The organism is Acetomicrobium flavidum (assembly GCF_900129645.1).
Lineage (GTDB): Bacteria > Synergistota > Synergistia > Synergistales > Acetomicrobiaceae > Acetomicrobium > Acetomicrobium flavidum.
Window position 1 is genome coordinate 1247488 of sequence record NZ_FSQZ01000001.1, and the last position, 20158, is coordinate 1267645.

Here is a 20158-nt window from a genome sequence, read left to right on the forward strand (position 1 = left end):
TTCAAGAAGGGGATGAACGTTATGGGAGTTAAGTTGGTCGTTATGGCGGTTGTCCTTTTGGTCTGCACAGGAGCAATCATGGGCAAAAGAAAGGCAAGGAATAGCAAAGGGCTTTTGAGGGCTTTCGTATTTTTGACGGCATTGGCCATGGGCATTGGCTTTTGTTTGACCATATTTCCGGCGGTAAGCTACGCCCAGGGTGATGCAGCGAGCGTTTCAGGGTGGGGGTATCTTGGAGCTGCTCTGTCAGCCGGCCTTGGATGTCTGGGGGCAGGCATTGCAGTGGCCATCGTGGGCTCCTCGGCCTTGGGCGTGGTCGGCGAGAAGCCGGAAATGCTTGGCTCAACCTTGATCTTCTTGGGACTGGCAGAAGGGATTGCCATTTACGGGCTTATCATCGCCCTGCTCATATTGGGAAGGATGTGAAATGAGGGCGCATTTGATCAGCGACAATCACGACTCCCTCGTCGGGATGCGCTTGGCCGGAGTGGCAGGTGAGGAAGCTCACGGGCCCGAAGAGACTGCAAGGGCAGTACAGGAAGCGCTGCAGATGGAAGATGTGGGCATACTTCTCATCACCGAAAAGGCAGCGGCGACCATACCCGATCTGATAAGAGACCTAAGGGAAAAGGCAAAGCTTCCGCTTGTGGTCGAGATCCCCGATAGGCACGGAACGACGAGAGAGGCCGATTTTCTAACCAAATACCTCCATGAGGCGATCGGGGTGAAGATAGAGTGAGCGAAGTCGACACGCAAAAGTTGAGCGCTTTAAGGGACCTCATCTTGGACAAAGCTGAAGCCGAGGCCATGAAGATCACACAAAAGGCCCAGCAGGAAGCTGACGAGTGGCTTTCCCAAGAGCTGGTCAAGATAGAGCAGGAAGTAGATCTGATAATAAACGACGCACGCCGTAGGGCCGAAGAGATAAGGCGTCGCGAGTTGTTGGCTGCCGAAAGGGAGGTCTCCAGAGAAAGGCTGCGCCTTCAAAACAGGTTGATAACTCAGGCCAGGGCCATGTTCTTGGACGAGCTTGTGGCTTTAAGGTCCAGGGAGGATCATTGGATGATACTTTTAGGCCTCCTTTTTGAGGCACAGGAGGCGATTGTCGATCTCAAACAAGGCTCCCTAAAGCTTGCAGCGATCGACTCTCCGCTTGGAGAGACGATCGTGGCAAAAAGCCATGAGCTTCGACCTCACATCGACATGAAGTTCGATCCTGCGCCGGCTCCCATCCTGGGAGGACTTTGGTTGATCGACGATATAGGAAAAAGGCAGGTCAACTCCGACTGGCAAACGAAGGTCGCGGAGCTAAGCGATACGTTGACCGAAAGGCTGATGGCAATTTGGCAATAGGGGAGGAACAAAATTGGAAAAACAGGGCGTAATTACCTTAATAAACGGTCCTGTGGTTACGGCCAGGGGCATGCGAGAGTTCGCCATGCACGAGATGGTTTACGTCGGCGACTTGCGATTGATGGGCGAGATCATACGCATAGATGAAGACGAAGCGACCATACAGGTTTACGAGGATACTCAGGGACTTAAGGTGGCTGAACCGGTATTTGGCAGGGGAGAACCGCTTTCCATCGCCTTGGGGCCGGGATTGCTCGGCAATATCTTTGATGGAGTGGGAAGGCCACTGGGAGCCGTTTATGAAAAGGGCGGCATTTTTATCCCCAGGGGGATAAAGGTGCCCCAAATAGATCCGGATAAATTATGGGAGTTGGAACCTGCCGTCAAGATAGGAGATGTAGCAACGCCGGGTACGGTCGTGGCTACCGTTAAGGAAACGCCTTTGGTCGTCCACAAGATCATGGTACCGCCTGCCGTCGAGGGGGAATTTACCTTTGTGTTGCCCAAGGGCACCTATAAGGCCGATGTTGTCGTGGCCAAGGTCAGGGATAACCGAGGTCAGGAGATCGAGATCACAATGGTTCAGCGTTGGCCCGTCAGGGTCCCACGGCCCTGCAGGGAGCACTTGACGCCTAAGGAGCCTTTGATAACCGGACAGCGCGTCATAGACGGATTTTTCCCGATCGCAAAGGGCGGCGTTGCCGCGATTCCCGGAGGCTTTGGCACGGGAAAGACCGTTACCCAGCACCAATTGGCCAAGTGGAGCGAGGCTACGGTCGTGGTGTACATAGGTTGCGGAGAACGGGGCAACGAGATGACCGAAGTCCTGGAGGAATTTCCGGAGCTGGAGGACCCTCGCTCGGGCAGGCCATTGATGGAGAGGACCATCTTGGTGGCAAATACGTCCAACATGCCTGTGGCAGCCAGGGAAGCGTCGATCTACACGGGAATTACCTTGGCTGAATATTACAGGGACATGGGCTATGACGTCGCAGTCATGGCCGATTCTACTTCCAGATGGGCAGAAGCCCTGAGGGAGATCTCCGGAAGGATGGAAGAAATACCGGCAGAGGAGGGGTTTCCGGCCTATTTACCCAGCCGACTTGCCGAATTTTATGAGCGTGCCGGTAGGGTCGTGACATTGAACGGTGACATGGGAAGCGTAACTATAATTGGTGCCGTATCGCCTCCTGGAGGCGACTTCACTGAGCCCGTTACCAGGCACACGAAGAGATTCGTAAGATGCTTCTGGGCATTGGATAAGAGTTTGGCAAACGCCAGGCATTTCCCAGCGATCAACTGGGTGGATTCCTATAGCGAATACGTAGGCGAAGTCGAGGATTGGTTTTCGTTGAACGTGGATTCCGGTTGGGGCGCGCTTCGAAACAGGGCAAAGGAGCTGTTGGCAGAGGACGAAAGGATCCAGCAGGTGGTGCGCCTCGTGGGAGAAGACGTCCTGCCGGACGGCGAAAGGCTCATAACCTTTACGGCCTATTTGATAAAAAACGGCTACCTGCAGCAGGGCGCCTTTGGTCCTGATTCCTATTCACCGCCCTCCAAGGGCTTTGCCATCCTTTCCTTGATCATGTACTTCTACGATAAGGCCTTGGCTTTGGTGAGGCAGGGAGTTCCCTTCTCGCTATTGCGAAGCGGAGATGTGGTCACCAACCTCGTGCACCTCAAGGAACTGTCTGCGGAGGAGCTGGAAGTTCAGTTGCCCAAGATACGACAGGACCTGGATACATTTTTGGAAAAGACCGGCAGCGAACGTCTTGCAGCGAGGGGAAGGTGATACAGATGCCCTTTATAGATCATATAGGAGTGGACCAAATATACGGGCCATTTGTCCTGCTAAAAGGGGCGACAGACGTGGGCTTCGGGGAGCTGGCCCAAATCAGGATGGGAAACGGCAGCTTTAGGTTGGGCCAGGTCGTCTTGACCAGCGAAGATGCGACCCTCGTGCAGGTCTTCAGCGGCACTTCTGACCTTGTGCCAGAAAGCACGGCCGTGCGCTTCTTGGGGATGCCGCTTGAGATGAAGCTGTCTCCCTCTATCATCGGGAGGGTTTTTTCGGGACTTGGGGAGCCCAGGGACGGTTGCGGGCCCGTTTATTCTTCCCTTAGCAGAGATGTGAACGGCTCTCCCCTAAACCCCATGGCAAGGATATATCCCAGAAACTTCATCCAGACGGGCATATCGGCCATAGACGTATTGGCCACCTTGATCAGAGGCCAAAAGCTTCCCATCTTTTCCGGAAACGGGTTGCCGCACAACAGGCTTGCCGTGCAGATTGCAAACCAGTCCCAACTGGTGGGCGAGGAGAATTTCGCCGTCGTCTTTGCGGGAATAGGGGTGAAACGAGACGATGCCGCCTACTTCATGGAGGAGCTCTTCGAGAAGGGCCGCGCCAAAAACATGGTGGTCTTCTTGAACTTGGCCGACGACCCCGTCATAGAGCGAATAGCCACGCCGCGCTTTGCCCTGACAGTGGGAGAGTATCTGGCCTTTGAGCTCAATATGCACGTATTGGTGATAATGACCGACATCACGAATTACTGTGAGGCCTTAAGGGAGGTAGGCGTCGCCAAAGGCGAGGTGCCAAGCCGTAAGGGCTATCCTGGCTACATGTATAGCGACCTGGCATCGCTCTATGAAAGGGCCGGAGTCCTGCGTGGGATCCAGGGAAGCCTGACACAAATTCCGATCCTCACGATGCCCAACGACGACATCACGCACCCCATACCGGACCTCACGGGCTTCATAACGGAAGGTCAGATAGTTTTGTCGAGGGAGCTCGATTCCAGGGGCATATATCCGCCAATAGACGTCTTAGCCAGCCTTTCGCGGCTCATGAAGGACGGCATAGGAAAGGGCTACACCAGGGAAGATCACCCCAACCTTGCAAGCCAGCTGTATGCTTCCTACAGCAGGGTCCAAGACGTCAGGGCCTTGGCAAGCGTCATCGGGGAAGATGAGCTTAGCCAAATAGACATCTCCTACATGGACTTTGGGAAGTCCTTCGAGAATACCTTTATAAAACAAAGCTACGATGAGGACAGGGATATAGGCGAATCTCTGGATATAGGATGGAAGCTGCTCAAGATGCTTCCTCGAAGCGAGCTGACGAGGGTAACCGTAAAGGAAGTCGAGGAAAGATTGTCGCGGTAAGGGTTTGCCATCCCTTATTATATGCCCGTTGTTGGTGCCGTAAGGCGAGGAATCTCTGTGTAGTCGTTAAAAATGTGATTTTGCTTTGTTATAATAATTAAGAGATCTTCAAATGATGCAGGAACTGGGGAAGGCCAAATATGGAGGGTAGGAGGGGAACGGAAAAATGAGAAAGACGCCTCTTTATGATAAGCATGTCGCACTGGGCGGTCGAATCGTCGATTTCTCCGGCTGGGCTCTTCCGGTGCAGTACAGCGGAATAGTCGAGGAACATCTGGCCACCAGAAACGCCGCCGGCCTATTTGATGTATCCCACATGGGCGAAATAACGGTCGAGGGCAAAGATGCCTTGAAGTTCATCGATTACCTGGTTACCAACGATGTGACTAAGTTAGTGCCACAGAAGGTCATGTATTCCCCCATGTGCTACGAACATGGGGGAGCAGTAGACGACTTGCTGATATACATGCACGACGAAAGCCACTTTCTATTGGTGGTGAACGCAGCCAACAAGGACAAGGATTATCAGTGGATCTTGGACAAATCGAAGAAGTTCGACGTAAAGGTCGAAGACGTATCGGACAGCTACGCTCAAATTGCCCTGCAGGGGCCCAAGGCAGAAGCCATTTTACAAAAGCTGACGGATGTTCCTTTGAGCGACATGAAGTTTTACACCTTTAAGGATAACGCCTCAGTCGGTGGCGCAAGGCTTTTGCTTTCGCGAACCGGGTACACGGGCGAGGACGGATTTGAGCTTTATCTCTCTCCAGCCGATGCCTGCAGCATTTGGGACAAGTTGCTTGAGGCGGGCAAGGACGAAGGCCTGCTTCCGGCGGGACTTGGCGCCAGGGATACGTTGCGCTTTGAGGCCTGCCTGCCGCTTTACGGGCAGGAGTTGTCCGAGGAGATAACGCCGCTTGAAGCCGGGCTGGGCTTTTTCGTCAAATTGACAAAGGAGGATTTCATAGGGAAGGCCAAGCTGCTTGAGCAGAAGGAAAAGGGCTTGAAGCGCAAGATTGCAGGCCTTGAGATGGTCGAAAAGGGAGTACCAAGGCATGGTTACGAGGTGAGATTGCAGGGTAAAAGGATAGGCACCATCACTTCCGGATCGTTTGCTCCTTACCTCGAAAAATATCTGGCCTTGGCCTTACTTGACATGGGCTATACGGAGATCGGCCAAGAGGTTTATGTGGATATAAGGGGAAAGGAAAAGCTTGCCAAAGTAGTGGAAACTCCTTTCTATAAGAGACGCTACAAACGCTAGCAAAATTTAAACAGGAGGTGTCATGGGAAATGAACATTCCGAAGGATCTGAAGTATACGAAGACGCACGAGTGGGTTAGGGTAGAGGGCAAAAACGCTTACGTCGGCATAACCGATTTCGCCCAAAGGCACTTGGGAGACATAGTTTACGTCGAGCTTCCCGAGGTCGGCTCGGATGTGGAAGTCGGAGACGCGCTGTGTTCCATCGAGTCAGTCAAGGCAGCCTCTGACGTTTATTCGCCGGTCTCTGGCAAGGTGGTAGATGCCAACGAGTCCTTGGAAGAGGAACCGGGATTGCTCAACCAGGACCCCTACAAAAACTGGATCGCCTTAATCGAAATGGCCAACCCCGAGGAGGTGGACGCACTTCTTGACGCCGAAAGCTACGCCAAGCATTGCGAGCAAGAGAAGGAGGCGATGGCCTAATGTGGAATTACATTCCCCATACGCCGGAAGATAAACAAAAGATGCTCGAGGCATTGGGCGTCAAGTCCGTTGACGAGCTCTTTGAAGATATACCCAAGGAAGTACGGATGAAGGGCATCTACGACATTCCCGGCCCCATGTCAGAAGATGAGCTGGTAAAGCACATGGAGGGTTTGGCCGGCAAGAATTTGAACCTCGACAGCTGCGCCTGTTTTTTGGGAGCGGGCGTCTACGATCACTTCGTTCCGTCAGTGGTCGATGCCGTAGCGTCAAGGGGAGAGTTCTACACGGCCTACACCCCCTACCAGCCCGAGATTAGCCAAGGAACCTTGCAGGCCATCTTCGAATATCAATCCATGATATGCGAGCTCACGGGCATGTACGTCACAAACGCCTCCATGTACGACGGAGCTTCGGCATTTGCAGAGTCGGCCTTCATGGCCTGCACTGCCACCAAGAGAGAAAAGGTGCTTTGCTCTAAGGCGGTGAATCCGGAATACAGGGCGGTGCTAAGGACTTACACCCGCTTTAGGGGCGTCCAAGTAGAAGAGTTCGGCTACGAAGACGGACAGGTAGACATTAAGGACCTCGAAGGCAAATTGGGCGACGAAATAGCTGCCGTCATGATACAAAGCCCCAACTTCTTTGGAGTAATCGAGGACATAGCCCGCATAGCCGAGGCAGCCCACTCCAAAGGTGCCATGATGATCGTGAGCGCAGACCCCATTTCCCTTGCCATGCTTGAGGCTCCTGGCCATTTAGGTGCCGACATCGTCACCGGCGAAGGCCAGGCCCTGGGCAACCAGCCGTCCTTTGGAGGGCCCCATTTCGGCTTTTTGGCTGCGACGGAAAAGCTGCTTCGCAGGATGCCGGGAAGAATCGTCGGGCAGACCGTGGACACCCAGGGTCGCCGCGGCTTCGTTTTGACCTTGCAGGCGAGGGAACAGCACATACGCCGCGAGAAGGCGACTTCTAACATATGCACCAACCAGAGCCTGTGTGCCCTCATGGGCGCCGTCTACATGGTGGCGATGGGCAAAGAGGGCCTGAAGGAAGTGGCAAGCCTTTGCTACAATAAAGCCCACTACACCATGGAAGGGCTTGTCAAGCGCGGGTTTAAGCGAGCCTTTAGCGCGCCGTTTTTTAAGGAATTCGTCGTCCTTTCGCCTAAGCCCGTGAAGGAGCTTAACGACGCGCTCCTAAAGCAGGGGTTCATCGGAGGTTACGACCTGTCGTGTCATTACCCGGAGATCGGTCAAGGATGGCTTATCGCGGTTACGGAGCGCAGGACGAAGGAAGAGATAGACAGGTTTGTGGATATCGCAGGGGGTGAAGCGCTATGAAAAAGCCCGTAGAGCTCATATTCGAACTCTCCAAAGCAGGCAGAAAGGCCTACTCTCTTCCCGCTTGCGATGTGCCTGAAGCCGACGAAAAGATCCCGGAAAAGTTTGCGAGGAAGGTCGACGCGAGGTTGCCCGAAGTATTTGAGGTAGACGTGGTTCGACATTTCACCAGGCTGTCTCAGCTCAACTACGCCGTCGACTTAGGCTTTTACCCGCTCGGGTCGTGTACGATGAAGTATAACCCGAAGGTGAACGAATCCGTCTCGCGCCTGCCGGGTTTCCTCAAGCTACATCCTTATCAGCCTGAAGAAAGCGTCCAGGGGGCCCTGAAGCTCATCTACGACCTGGAAGGGATGTTGTGCGAGATCACCGGAATGGATAGGGCCACGCTGCAGCCCGCCGCCGGTGCGCACGGCGAGATGACGGGCTTGATGATCATAAAGGCTGCCCTCGAGCACAGAGGCGAGGGCAAGAGAAACAAGATCATAATACCTGATTCCGCCCACGGCACGAACCCGGCTTCAGCCAGCATGGTCGGCTTCGAGGTGCTGGAAGTCAAGTCCGACGAGCGCGGCAACGTCGACGTGGAGGACTTGAAGAAGCTCATGAGCGACGAAGTAGCCGGCATCATGTTGACGAACCCCAACACCCTGGGGTTGTTCGAGGAAAGGATAACGGAGATCGCAAGGATAATACATGACGCAGGCGGGCTTTTGTACTACGATGGCGCCAACCTCAACGCAAATCTGGGCAAGGCGCGTCCGGGCGACATGGGATTTGACGTGGTGCACTTGAACCTCCATAAGACCTTCAGCACCCCTCACGGAGGCGGAGGCCCGGGGTCTGGCCCCATCGCCGTCAAGAAAGAGCTTGTACCCTTCCTGCCCGTCCCCGTGGTAGAACGGGATGGCGATCGCTACTACCTGGATTACGATAGGCCACTTTCCATAGGAAAGGTGAGGTCCTTCTACGGAAACTTCAACGTGATGGTAAAGGCCTACGCCTACATACTGACCATGGGTCCCGAGGGCTTGAAAGAAGCGGCAGAATGCGCCGTGCTTAACGCCAATTACCTAATGAAACGCCTTCGCGATTACTTCGACTTACCCTTCGATCGCTGGTGCAAGCATGAGTTCGTCATCTCCGGCAATAAACAGAAGAAGGCCACAGGCGTCACTACGCTTGACATGGTCAAGAGGCTGATAGATTACGGCTTCCATCCGCCTACTGTGTACTTCCCGCTCATCGTCCCCGAGGCGATGATGGTGGAACCCACGGAGACGGAAAGCCTTGAGACACTGGATGCCTTCGCGGAGTGCATGATCAAGATAGCGAAGGAAGCAGAAGAAGCTCCTGAGGTCGTAAAGGATTCGCCGAAGACCACGCCCATCAGCCGCCTGGACGAGGTCACGGCGGCAAAGAGGCCCATCGTAAAGTGGGATTTCGATAAGTAATAATACGTAACTATTTGCAAAGCGTTCGCCGTTTCTTGGTTTTACGGGCGAACGCTTTGCGTTTTTAAATGAAAGGAGATTATCTCAATGGCAGAAAACGATCTCATCGTGATCGGAAGCGGCCCCGGGGGGTATGTGGCGGCCATCAGGGCCGCTCAGCTTGGAGCAAGGGTTACCGTCATCGAGGAAGACAAAGTTGGCGGTACCTGTCTTAATTACGGCTGCATTCCCACGAAGGCATTGTATCAAAGCGCTGCCACCGCGCTTTTGGCGGCCAGAATGGAGGACTTTGGCGTAGTTGCGGGCAAGCCTGCAATAGACATGGCAAAGGTACATTCCTGGAAGCGCAGGGCTGTCGACAAGCTTACCGGCGGGGTCAGCCAACTGCTTAAAGGCTACAAGATAAACGTCGTAAACGGCAGGGCAAGGCTTGCGGGCAATGGTAAGGTCATCGTGAAGCGCAATGACGGAGAGTCGCTTGAGCTTGAGTCCAAAAACGTCCTAATAGCTACAGGTTCGAAGCAAGCCGTTCCTGAAGTTTGCGGTATAAACTTGAAGGGCGTCATGACCAGCAAGGAGTTATTGGGCTACGAGGGCCTCCCCGGCAGGCTTTTGGTATACGGCGGTGGTTACATAGCCATGGAATTTGCAAGCATTTACAATGCCCTGGGGTCTAAAGTTACGGTCATGGTAAGAAGCAAGGTGCTTCGCCTCATGGACGGCGAGATATCGAAGCGCTTGACGCTGCTTTTGAAGAAAAGGGGCATAACCTTCTACGAGGGAACCCTCCTCGATCGCATCGAGGAGGGCGAAAAGGGCTTGACGGTCCACGCCTTGAAAGGCGAGGAGGCCGTGACCTTAGATGCCGACCTTGTGCTCGTCGCCACGGGAAACGTCCCGAATACGGACGGCCTTGGCTTGGAAGAGGCAGGAGTCAAGACTGGGCCCAAGGGCATAGTCGTCGATGAGTTCTACAGGACCTCGGCTGAAGGGGTGTATGCCATAGGTGACGTAATTGGGCCGCCCTACCTCGCCCATGTGGCCTCGGAGGAGGGCAAGGCTGCCGTTGAGGCCATCTTTGGCAGGCCAGGCAAGGTCAACTACGGCGTTATACCGGCGGCAGTGTTTACCATCCCTGAAGTGGCCACAGCAGGAAAGACCGAGGAGGAGCTTCAAGGGGAAAAGGTTAGCTATAAGGTCAGCAAGTTTCTCTTTGGAGGTAACGGCAAGGCTGTCGCCATGGGCGAGGAGGAGGGCTTGGTCAAAGTGCTGGCTTATGACGATGGACATTTGGCCGGCGTTCACATCGTTGGCCCTCACGCAAGCGATTTAATTCACGAGGCTGCCATTGCTATGCATGCCGGCGTTTCGGTGGAGGAGCTTATCTCCTGCATTCATGCCCACCCCACTTTGGCGGAGGTCTTTCACGAAGCGGTCATGGCATTAAACGAAGAGGCCATTCATCAGTTGCCCAAGAAGCGTTAAAGGGCAGTTAATCCCTCCTCACATGAAGTCGAGGAGGGATTAACTGTAAAGCGCTATCCGACCTCCACGGGATATGCGTTGTTGAAGGAGTCGTAAAAGATGGCCGTGATCTTGTCGTTTTCGCCTCGCCTCAGCGTTATGAAATGAGTGCAATTGGTCTTCACGTAATATTGATGTGCTCCCATGGTGGCGCAGGCCTCGATGTTCTCACTGCAAATAGGACACGTAAATTTATAGCAAGCTTGGCCTACGTCGTCGAGCCTTACCGGGATTTCCTCCCCAAGATCGTTGTAGTAAATGACGAGCGACTGCTCAGGCACAAATCTGCCAAAGTGGGAACATTCGACTTTGAGCCCTTCCTCCTTTGAGGACATGGTCTCGGCTCCGCAAACCGGACATTTGATCTTCCAGTAGTGTCCCATATCCCTCACCTCTTTTGCACTCGAAGTTACATATAATATAACATTTATCGATTATCCCTGCAATAAAATAAAGGCTCTAGCGACAGCAATATGACGGCAATGCATATGAAGATGCCGCCAAAAATGGCGCTTTTTTCTGGCCTCTCGCCTAGCAATATAAAGGCCCACATCATGGACAGCGGGACCTCGCTCATGGATATGACAGACGCTATGGAGCTGGACATGTACTTAAGGGCCCTTGAGACCATCCCGAAGGCCAGCGTTGAGGTGCAAAGCGCCATGTACAGAAGGCCAATGTAGGCCTTTAAGGGGGCTTTAAACAATGTCGATACCTCTCCTGAGCAGATCGCTGCGATCCAGCAAATTACGGAAGCCCACATGAAGTTTTGCAAATAGGCCTTAAAGGGCGACACTTTTCCCAATCCGAACCTGCCGTTGAGCAAGTACAGGGCATACCCCGCTCCGGCTGCAAGGGCACAGGCTATACCCATGAGGTCGAATCTCAATCCCTCCCCAGGGTCCCAGACGGCGAAGCAGACTCCCGATAAAGATGTGATTAAGGCCAGAATTTGGACCACGGTGGGACGTTCCCGAGCTATGATCCAGGCTCCTATCATGGCCCAAATTGGGGCAGTATAGTATAGGATCAAAGTTAAGCCGACGGATATCCTTAAGAAAGCCATGCTCAAGCCAAGATTTGAGCTGATCAGTCCCAGAGAGCTCAGCCAAAACAGGGGCTTGGTGATCTCCTCCCTGCGCGGAATTATAAGCTGGGCACGCGGCCTGGGGCAGATCGACATGATTATGCAAGTGCTTACGGTGATGCGAAAAAGCGTGATCAAAAGGGGACCAACCCCGAAGCTGTTAATGAAACGAATGACGGGGCCGTTCGTTCCCCATATGAGCGTTGCACCAAGGACCAAAAGTACTCCATGCATGGGGCTTGATGTGTTCTTCATGGCATTAACGTGTTTTATTGAATATCAAAGATGCCCACGAGGAAGGTATGATCCGACGGCCTTTCCCAACCGCGTGGTTCCCTGTCTATGTAGCAGTCTACCGATCGCTCGGCAACGGGATTTGTGGCCAATATGTGATCTACGCGCCATCCTATGTTTCGCTCCAGGGCATTTTTAACGCGATAGTCCCAGAAGGTGAACTGTCCTTCCTCGGGATGATGTTTCCTAAATACGTCTACGAAACCCCATGATTTGACAGTGTCGAAGAGGTCTCTGATCTCCTCGTGGAAACAGACGTGATTTCTCTTGGTCTCGGGGTTGGTCACGTCCTTGTCCTCGGGAGCTACGTTCATATCGCCTACCCAAAGTATCTTGTCGTCGTCCTTGAAACCGGATTCTAACATGTCCAGGAATCGCCTGAAGAAATTTTTTTTGTACTGATAATCGGGGTGGTCTATGGATTTCCCCTGCGGAACGTAGGTGTTTATGACCCACAGGTCATCGAAGCGGGCCATGATCAGCCGATCGTCGTCTTTGCCGTCGTGGCCATCGGGAAAGCCGTAGATAACCTCGCTGGGCTCGTCCTGGCATGCTATGGCAACGCCTGCATATGCCTTCCTGCCCCTAAAAAACACGTTGTATCCCCAAGAATCGAAGGCCCCTACGGGAAATTGATCGTCGGTCACCTTGGTTTCCTGAAGGCAAAGCACGTTTACCGGATTTTTTTGAAGCCACCTTTCCAATATGTGAAGCCTGCTTCTGATGGAATTCACATTAAACGTAGCAATCGTAAAAAAGGACATCTTATTACCTCCTTATCTAGTTTTTACCGGTCCCTTAGGCCGAACTTCAAGTTTAGCAATATGATTTCCGGCACGGATCCCAGGCGCACTGGAGGTCCCCATGTACCATAACCGCATGATACATAAAAAATGGTGTTGCCTTTACGTAAAATACCCCAACTTTTTTCAAATACCAATCCCGTGATGAGGTTAAAGGGCCAAATCTGGCCATTGTGCGTATGGCCCGAAAGCTGCAGGGCCACATTTAAAGAGGCCGCCTCATCTAAGCCAACGGGGGTGTGGTCCAAGACGATTACGGGATAATCCTTTGGGGCGTTTTTTAGGATGCTCGAAAGCGGCTGGCGCGTGCTGCCGTCAAATCTGCTCGCCGTGGCATCTTCGCGGCCCACGAGCAAAAACGCATTTCCCACTACGGAAAATTCATCCCTGAGCATTCTTGCTCCTGCTTGTCCTAGCGCCTTTTCTACGGCATCAATTCCGGCGTAATGGTCGTGATTGCCGGCAGAAGCGTAAACTCCCAAGGGAGCTTTTATATTTCTAAGCTCATCGGCGAGCCCCTCCTCAATGGCTGCCGATACGCTTTCGTCCACTATGTCTCCCACAAAAAAGACCACGTCGGGGGACAGCGAATTTATCCTGTCCACCAGTTCCCTGATCCTGGAATTTCTCATGAAGGGCCCCACATGCATGTCGGATACCGCCACTGCGCGAAGAGATCTTGAGCTTGTGCCGTTACATGGCATTTCGATATCTAGCGTGACGACCCTTGGCCTTTTGGCATTTATGCCGCCAAAGACCACGAGTGTAATTATTATGCAGATGCCAAACTTCCAAAGGGCGGCCCTTGACGTACTGTCCAGCAAGGGAAGAAATGAGAATAGCGATGCAAAGAATCTGTAGATATCCTCAAATAAGGCCAGGAAGAAGGCATAGGTCATGAAGGCGAGGTAGTAGGAGCCGATCGCCGTAAGTCCTGCAGATATCTCAGTCAAAGCCCCCGTCGATCCTATAGCCTGAAGTATGCGGCTACAAGGATATGCGATAATATGCAAAATCAATAGCACGGCAACCGCCTTGCCGGCAGGAGTATGGCATAAAGGGGCGATATGGATGAAAATATAGTAGTTCGTTAAAGAGTAAATCGAAAGCACCACAGTGATAAAAAATATTAAACCAAGCCCCATGTAACTCCCCCTTTACGTGATAGTATAATGCCAATAAGAAAGATAAGCAGCGGCATTAAAACTATTAAGCATCTGCTTTAGTCAACGAATGGAGGTTTTGAAATGTATGACGTGGTGATAAAGGGGGGTCTAATAGTAGGAGGGCCGATGGGGACATCCAAGGCAGACCTAGCCATAAGCGGCGAAAGGGTTGCAGCAATAGGGCAGGACTTAAAGGGCAAGCGCGTGATCGACGCCTCGGGAATGCTCGTCCTGCCGGGTGCCATAGATGCCCATGTTCACATGGAGCTTCCCGTCTCCGGTACCCGTTCAAGCGACACCTTTGCCTCGGGCACCAAGGCCGCAGCCTGCGGCGGCGTGACCACTGTCATTGATTTCACCGTCGGCAGCAGTCAGTCTTCCATACCGGAGGATATAGAAAGAAGGCTCGTCGATGCAAAGAGATCTTACATAGATTATGCCCTTCATGCCGAGGTCATCGGTTGGCGAAAGTCGAGGGCATGGGAGATGCTCAAGGCGATCCAATTGGGCGTCACGAGCTTCAAGTTTTTCACCGCCTACGGCTCTTCCGGCAGGAGGACCGACAGAGGGGCGCTCTTTGAGGCATTTCAGGTGATCGGAGAGCTTGGTGCTTTGGCCATCGTGCACGCCGAGGACGAAGAGATCATCAACTGCATCATGAGCTCCCTCCGGGACGATGAATTTAGCGATATGGCTACTCTGGCGAAGGCGAGGCCACCTCTTTGTGAGGCGACGGCCGTAAGCGACGTGGTCTATTTGGCCGAAAAGGCGGGGGCAAGGGTACATATCGTGCACCTTTCTTCAGCTCTAGGCTTGGAAGCCCTTAGGAGGGCAAAAAGCTTTTATCGAAATGCGACGGCAGAAACTTGCCCCCAATATCTGCTGCTCACCAAGGACGTCTATGACGGTGTTGACGGCTACCTCTATTCTGCCTCTCCGGCCTTGAGATCATCGCACGACACGCAGGTCCTTTGGGATGCCTTGATAGAGGAAGAAATTTCCATGATAGCGACGGACCACTGCCCGTTCACCAGGGAGCAAAAGGCCTGGAAGGGTAGATTTACCGATTTGCCCTACGGGTTGCCCGGAGTGGAGACGGCGTTGCCCCTGATCTTTAGCGAGGGGGTATCGAAAAGGGGCCTTTCGGTCGATGCCTTAGTCAGGCTTTTTGCAGAAAACCCGGCCAAGATATACGGGCTTTTCCCTCAGAAGGGAGCGCTTCATATAGGTTCCGACGCGGATGTAGTCATATTTGATCCCGACGAGGAGTGGACCATGAGCGTTGACAACCTCCACATGAACGTCGATTTTTGTCCCTACGAGGGCATGGCCGTAAAGGGCAAGGTGCGCACGACCCTGTCGCGTGGAGAGGTAATCTACAACGACGGCGTTTTTACCGGAACCGAAGGAAGGGGAAGGTTTTTGGCAAGGCGCGTTTGAAACGTAAATTGCAAAGGGGCAGTTCGTGATCGAGGGCTTCAAAGAAGTACCCAAAAGGCCCTTTCCCCAAAGCAGGCGCGTCAGTAGATTGCTTGCGCAACAATCGCGATTCTGCCCCTATTTGCTCTTCCATTCATGGTTTTATCTGGGCGGCTCCCATTTCTTCGCGATGGACTGAGTCACCCTATCGATGACTATAGCCATAACGACAACTGATAGTCCCGCTTCAAATCCTCTGCCTATGTCTATCCTGTTTATGGAGAGTAACACCTCCTGCCCCAATCCCCTGGCTCCAATCATCGAGGCAACGACAACCATGGCTAAAGCCATCATCGTTGTTTGGTTAACTCCAGTTAGTATGGAGGGCATGGCCAATGGAATTCTCACTTCCTTGAGCAGTTGCCACTTCGTTGCGCCATAAGCCAACGCAGCCTCTTCAATGTTTTTAGGTACGTGCCTCAAACCCATATTCGTCAGCCTTATGACCGGTGGAAGCGAATATATCAAGGTGGCCAATACCGCAGGCACCTTGCCAAGGCCAAAGAGCATCATGGCCGGTATTAAGTACACAAAGCTTGGCATAGTCTGCATGCCGTCCAAGATCGGCCTGAGAATAACTGCAAAGCAGTCGATCTCCGCCATCAGTATCCCCACGGGGACGCCTATCAGCAGTGAAATTATGACCGCCGTCAGCACGACGGACAGAGATTCCATCGCCAATGCCCATAATCCGAAGGCACCAATCAACAAAGGCAAGATGGCCAGGGTCAACGAAGCAACAACCTTTCTTGTGGCCGTAAAGAGCACCACGAAAACTATGACCATGTACAGCCACCAAGGGACCATCAGCAGTATTTCGTTTATCCTTAGCAACATAGTGAGGATACCGGTAGAAATGGCGTCAAAGACAGGTGCGTATGAGTCTAACAGCCAATCTACGAAATTATTGACCTGTTCCGCTACATGAAAAGTAAAATGCTCAGGAAACATATTATCTTCACCTCCTCGTCACGAGCTTGCAGGCGCACTTGCCAATTTGCTTCCCAGGCTCAATTTAGTCTTTTCCAGCGTCCGTCTTTCGTCGGCAACGAAGGCAGCTACGTAATCATCAGCCGGATTTGAAACGATCTCATCGGGCGTCCCGATTTGAACTATGCTTCCCTTTCTCATGATGGCCATTCTGTTGCCCAACCTCAAAGCTTCGGACAAATCATGGGTAACAAACATTATGCTTTTTTTCATTTCCTCCTGCAGCCTCAACAGTTCGTCCTGCAATTGCCTGCTGATAAGAGGATCTAAACCGCTAAAGGGCTCGTCCATCAGCAGGACAGGGGCATCCATGACCAGTGCGCGGGCTATTCCTACCCTTTGCTGCATTCCTCCAGACAATGCGGCAGGATAATAATTCTCCCATCCCTCCAAGCCCACTCTTTCTATTGCAGCTTTGGCCTTTCGATATCTCTCCTCTTTCAGTTCGCCTCGAAGCTTTAAGCCGAAGGCAACGTTATCCAGCACTGTCTTGTGGGGAAGCAAACCGTAGTGCTGAAAAACCATGGCGGCTTGATACCTTCTGTGTTTCACCAGTTCTTTTTTGCTTAAGGAAGTTACATCCAGGCCATTAATTTTAACTGTACCTGCCGTGACTTCTATCAATCTCATTAGGCAGCGTATGAGGGTTGACTTTCCGCTGCCGGACAACCCCATGACGATGAAAATCTCTCCAGGATATATTTCGAAAGAGACATCCCTCACGGCCACCACAAGTTTGCCGTCTTTTTCCATCTGCGAAATCGTAACGTGATCGTGAACGTCGATGTTTAATGTCTTCTTCCCCTTTGAACGTTGTCCTTTGGGAAACACCTTCCACAGGTTTTTTACTTCAAGGACCGGAGAAATGGCATTTATAGATTTAATCTTGTTCATCCACATCCCTCCCATTTTCGTGGACTTTCAAAAAAACAAATAGGGATAAAATTTGATCAAAATAACCGATCAAACTTTATCCCACCCAAACCACCCAAGTATCTTTATAATATTTTCATATTGTATTGAGCTATCAAATCCGCCTCTTACGACGGGAATTTAAGTTCATAAACTAAAATCTAGCTCGATCAACGAATTTTAAGATCTATTCCTTAACGATCTCTTTGTCCAATGCCTCTTTCAGCTTGTCTATATGAGGATCACCAGAAATCGGAAACCACTGCTCCCATTGCTCGGGAAACTTTTTCAAAAACCATATGGCAGCATCCTTAGGTTGCAGCTCATTCTGCCACATGTAGGCAAGTGCTTCGTTTGTCTGTTCGATCGTCGCTTCATAATTTGCTAAAAACGATATGACGAAGGGATCTTTCTGCAATAATTTTGCACTCGCTCCTACATGTACTTTCGATTGGGGAAAGTCGCATCTGTAGCCGTTTTTTTCGTTCCATAACTTGATATCATATGGCGGTTCCTCGATTTTAGTCATGTCAAAAAGGCCAAGGATCGGAGTAGGCTCCCAATAGTAGAAGAATATGGGCTCACCTTTTCTATAGGCGCTTAATATTGCAGTGGAGAGAGCTGCGTCGGAGCCTGGCTCAAAAGATTGATAATACTTGTCCAATCCATATGATTGCAGTTTTTTTATATTTATAGAGCTAACCACCCAACCTGTGGGGCCATTGTAAAACCTACCTTTATCAGGATTTTCCGGATCCTTGAAAAGTTCCCAATATTTCGAAAGATCCTCAATGCTTTTTAGGTCCGGTGCCATTGGCTCTATGCCTCTTTCGGGATCGCCCTTAATGACATATGTGGGCACATACCAACCCTGGCCGGCATCCGGATAGGTCGGACCTAAATCCAAACATTCGCCGCTTTCCACATATTTGCCCCATGCCTCAATATTGTCCGACCATATTTCCATGGATACATCCACATCGCCTCGTGCCATTCCAAGCAACAGGGGAAGACTTTCGCCAAAGCTATAGGAAACGCGGTATCCATAGGCCTTTTCCAATACATAACCGGCAATGCGATTATGAATTTGCACGCTATCCCAGCTAAAATCGCCAAAGGTAATGCTCTTCGTTTTGGCAGGCGATGTTGCCGGAAAAGAGAGAACAAAGAAAAAGCACATCGCCACTAGAGCTAGTACGGCAACGGCCTTTTTTGACATGCAAATACCCCCTTAATTCATGACAAAAGTTTATGTTCTTTAATTAAGAAGTGACGGATAAAAAATTGCCGATAATTGGATTTTTATTACGTTCACTGTAATATATGCGGTTTATGACTGACCAGATTCAATTGAAAGTGGATTTGATTGTGATCACACATTTTAAAATACAATAATATCAATATTTGTCAAGTTAATCGTACACAATAGGTGGCCTTCTATTCAGAGGCCACCTATTGTAAGAAGTATGCTACGTAACCTCGCGCTTTTTACTTTGCATTTACGACGTTAACGTTCTTATTGGGCTTTAACAAGCTTACAAGCAAGGCCGTTACGATCGAGCCGGCAAGTATGGCTATGATGTAAAACCCGAGGTTTTCGACGGCGTTAGGGATGGGAAGGACGAATATACCCCCGTGGGGAGCCCTCAAGGCGCAGTGAAAGGACATGGACAAAGCTCCCGCTACGGTCGAGCCGGCTATTATGGAAGGTATTACCCTCAAGGGGTCGGCTGCCGCAAAGGGAATGGCACCCTCAGTTATGAAGGACATCCCCAAGACCAATGCGGCCTTGCCTGCCTCTCTTTCCTCCTTTGTGTATTTGTTCTTCGCGATGAAGGTGGATAAGGCTATCCCCAAGGGAGGCGTCATGCCTGCAGCCATTACGGCGGCCATGGGCTCAAAGGTGTTGCTTCCAAGCAATCCAACGGCGAAGGCGTAAGCCACCTTGTTGACCGGCCCTCCCATGTCAACGGCCATCATCGCTCCCAATGCCAACCCCAATATCGCGGCGTTGGTCGTGCTCATGGTGTTTAACCTAAAGGTCAGCCAGTCCATGATGCCCTTTACGGGAGTTCCTATCACGTAAATCATCAAAAGTCCGGTTATTAAGGAAGAAATAAGCGGCAGGACTAAGACGGGCATCAACCCTTCGAGGCTTTTTGGAAGCTTTATGGATTTCTTCAGGCCAAGCGCTACGTAACCTGCTATGAATCCAGCAATGATCCCGCCCAAAAACCCGGCTCCTATCTGGCTTGCGAGCATACCGCCTATGAGGCCCGGAGTAAGACCTGGCCTATCGGCTATGGAGTAGGCGATATAACCGGCAAGGACCGGGACCATGAGGGCAAACGCCGCTCCGCCGCCTATCCTCATGAGCGCAGCTGCCAAGCTGCCTTCCTGCTCTGCGGCATGTATTCCAAAGGCAAACGACAAGGCGATGCACAAACCTCCCGCCACCACGACGGGTATTATGTAGGAAACGCCCGTCATGAGGTGCTTGTACACGCCTGACCTTTGCGCCGATCTTTGGGCCTTTATCTCCTCTATCTTGGCTACTTCCTTTGCTACGGTAACCTTAGCTTTGCTTAAGGCCTCGTTGATGACGGCGCCGCCGTCCTTTATGGCCAATCCCGTAGACGTCATATATATGGGCTTTCCTGCGAACCTATCCGTATCCACGTTCGTGTCTGCCGCTATGATGACAACATCTGCCTGGCTTATGTCGTCATCGGTCAGCCTGTTTTCGACGCCCGCAGAGCCCATCGTCTCGATCTTTATCTCGTGTCCCAACTTTTGCGCTCCCACCTTCAGCGATTCGGCCGCCATGTAGGTATGGGCAATCCCCGTGGGGCAAGCCGTCACGGCTACTATCTTTGCCATGTCATGTCCCTCCTTT

Annotated in this window: 19 protein-coding genes; 11 read left to right on the forward strand and 8 right to left on the reverse strand. The window is 51.9% G+C overall.

The window, feature by feature from the left end:
* Positions 1-21: 21 nt before the first annotated feature.
* The 10 genes from BUQ78_RS06345 to lpdA all read left to right on the forward strand — a co-directional run bounded on the left by BUQ78_RS06345 (position 22) and on the right by lpdA (position 10492).
* On the forward strand, positions 22-426 hold the full coding sequence (locus tag BUQ78_RS06345) for an ATP synthase subunit C (protein WP_074199645.1): 405 nt from the start codon (positions 22-24) through the stop codon (positions 424-426).
* Between the two features lies 1 nt (position 427).
* On the forward strand, positions 428-739 hold the full coding sequence (locus tag BUQ78_RS06350) for a V-type ATP synthase subunit F (protein WP_074199646.1): 312 nt from the start codon (positions 428-430) through the stop codon (positions 737-739).
* Positions 736-1353: an ATPase gene (locus BUQ78_RS06355; protein WP_014807715.1), complete on the forward strand. Its 618-nt coding sequence runs from the start codon at positions 736-738 to the stop codon at positions 1351-1353. The genes BUQ78_RS06350 and BUQ78_RS06355 overlap by 4 nt, the downstream gene beginning before the upstream one ends.
* Before the next feature lie 13 nt (positions 1354-1366).
* Positions 1367-3145: a V-type ATP synthase subunit A gene (locus BUQ78_RS06360; protein WP_074199647.1), complete on the forward strand. Its 1779-nt coding sequence runs from the start codon at positions 1367-1369 to the stop codon at positions 3143-3145.
* A 5-nt stretch (positions 3146-3150) separates the two neighbouring features.
* On the forward strand, positions 3151-4521 hold the full coding sequence (locus BUQ78_RS06365) for a V-type ATP synthase subunit B (RefSeq protein WP_074199648.1): 1371 nt from the start codon (positions 3151-3153) through the stop codon (positions 4519-4521).
* A 166-nt stretch (positions 4522-4687) separates the two neighbouring features.
* On the forward strand, positions 4688-5785 hold the full coding sequence (gcvT, locus tag BUQ78_RS06370; protein ID WP_074199649.1) for a glycine cleavage system aminomethyltransferase GcvT: 1098 nt from the start codon (positions 4688-4690) through the stop codon (positions 5783-5785).
* 29 nt (positions 5786-5814) lie between these two features.
* Positions 5815-6210 (forward strand): glycine cleavage system protein GcvH, encoded by a 396-nt coding sequence (gene gcvH, locus BUQ78_RS06375; RefSeq protein WP_074199650.1) that lies wholly within the window; start codon positions 5815-5817, stop codon positions 6208-6210.
* Positions 6210-7553, forward strand: a complete 1344-nt coding sequence (gene gcvPA / locus BUQ78_RS06380) for an aminomethyl-transferring glycine dehydrogenase subunit GcvPA (protein ID WP_074199651.1) — start codon at positions 6210-6212, stop codon at positions 7551-7553. Before gcvH ends, gcvPA begins: the two co-directional genes overlap by 1 nt.
* Entirely contained in the window at positions 7550-9007 is a 1458-nt protein-coding gene (gene gcvPB, locus BUQ78_RS06385) for an aminomethyl-transferring glycine dehydrogenase subunit GcvPB (protein WP_074199652.1), read from the forward strand. Before gcvPA ends, gcvPB begins: the two co-directional genes overlap by 4 nt.
* 87 nt (positions 9008-9094) lie before the next feature.
* On the forward strand, positions 9095-10492 hold the full coding sequence (lpdA, locus tag BUQ78_RS06390) for a dihydrolipoyl dehydrogenase (RefSeq protein WP_074199653.1): 1398 nt from the start codon (positions 9095-9097) through the stop codon (positions 10490-10492).
* A 53-nt stretch (positions 10493-10545) separates the two neighbouring features.
* Here the strand turns inward: lpdA and BUQ78_RS06395 are convergent, their stop codons facing one another.
* The 4 genes from BUQ78_RS06395 to BUQ78_RS06410 are packed head-to-tail and all read right to left on the reverse strand — an operon-like array spanning position 10546 to position 13860.
* The gene (locus tag BUQ78_RS06395) at positions 10546-10914 is read right to left on the reverse strand and encodes a hypothetical protein (protein WP_014807707.1); all 369 of its coding nucleotides are present in this window, start codon (positions 10912-10914) and stop codon (positions 10546-10548) included.
* Between the two features lie 44 nt (positions 10915-10958).
* The gene (locus BUQ78_RS06400; protein ID WP_318259546.1) at positions 10959-11852 is read right to left on the reverse strand and encodes a DMT family transporter; all 894 of its coding nucleotides are present in this window, start codon (positions 11850-11852) and stop codon (positions 10959-10961) included.
* Positions 11853-11887: 35 nt separating this feature from the next.
* A complete protein-coding gene (gene xth, locus BUQ78_RS06405; protein ID WP_074199655.1) occupies positions 11888-12676 on the reverse strand; it encodes an exodeoxyribonuclease III in 789 nt (262 codons plus the stop codon).
* A 23-nt stretch (positions 12677-12699) separates the two neighbouring features.
* A complete protein-coding gene (locus BUQ78_RS06410) occupies positions 12700-13860 on the reverse strand; it encodes a metallophosphoesterase (RefSeq protein WP_074199656.1) in 1161 nt (386 codons plus the stop codon).
* A 102-nt stretch (positions 13861-13962) separates the two neighbouring features.
* On the opposite strand from BUQ78_RS06410, the gene hydA reads away from it, so the two are divergent.
* Entirely contained in the window at positions 13963-15321 is a 1359-nt protein-coding gene (hydA, locus tag BUQ78_RS06415) for a dihydropyrimidinase (protein ID WP_014807703.1), read from the forward strand.
* A gap of 141 nt (positions 15322-15462) precedes the next feature.
* Here the strand turns inward: hydA and BUQ78_RS06420 are convergent, their stop codons facing one another.
* The 4 genes from BUQ78_RS06420 to BUQ78_RS06435 all read right to left on the reverse strand — a co-directional run bounded on the left by BUQ78_RS06420 (position 15463) and on the right by BUQ78_RS06435 (position 20142).
* A complete protein-coding gene (locus BUQ78_RS06420) occupies positions 15463-16311 on the reverse strand; it encodes an ABC transporter permease (RefSeq protein WP_074199657.1) in 849 nt (282 codons plus the stop codon).
* Positions 16312-16329: 18 nt separating this feature from the next.
* Entirely contained in the window at positions 16330-17244 is a 915-nt protein-coding gene (locus BUQ78_RS06425) for an ATP-binding cassette domain-containing protein (RefSeq protein ID WP_318259547.1), read from the reverse strand.
* Positions 17245-17449: 205 nt separating this feature from the next.
* Complete coding sequence (locus BUQ78_RS06430; RefSeq protein ID WP_074199659.1) at positions 17450-18481, reverse strand: ABC transporter substrate-binding protein; 1032 nt, start codon at positions 18479-18481, stop codon at positions 17450-17452.
* A 269-nt stretch (positions 18482-18750) separates the two neighbouring features.
* Positions 18751-20142, reverse strand: a complete 1392-nt coding sequence (locus BUQ78_RS06435) for a fructose-specific PTS transporter subunit EIIC (protein ID WP_074199660.1) — start codon at positions 20140-20142, stop codon at positions 18751-18753.
* Positions 20143-20158 lie beyond the last annotated feature (16 nt).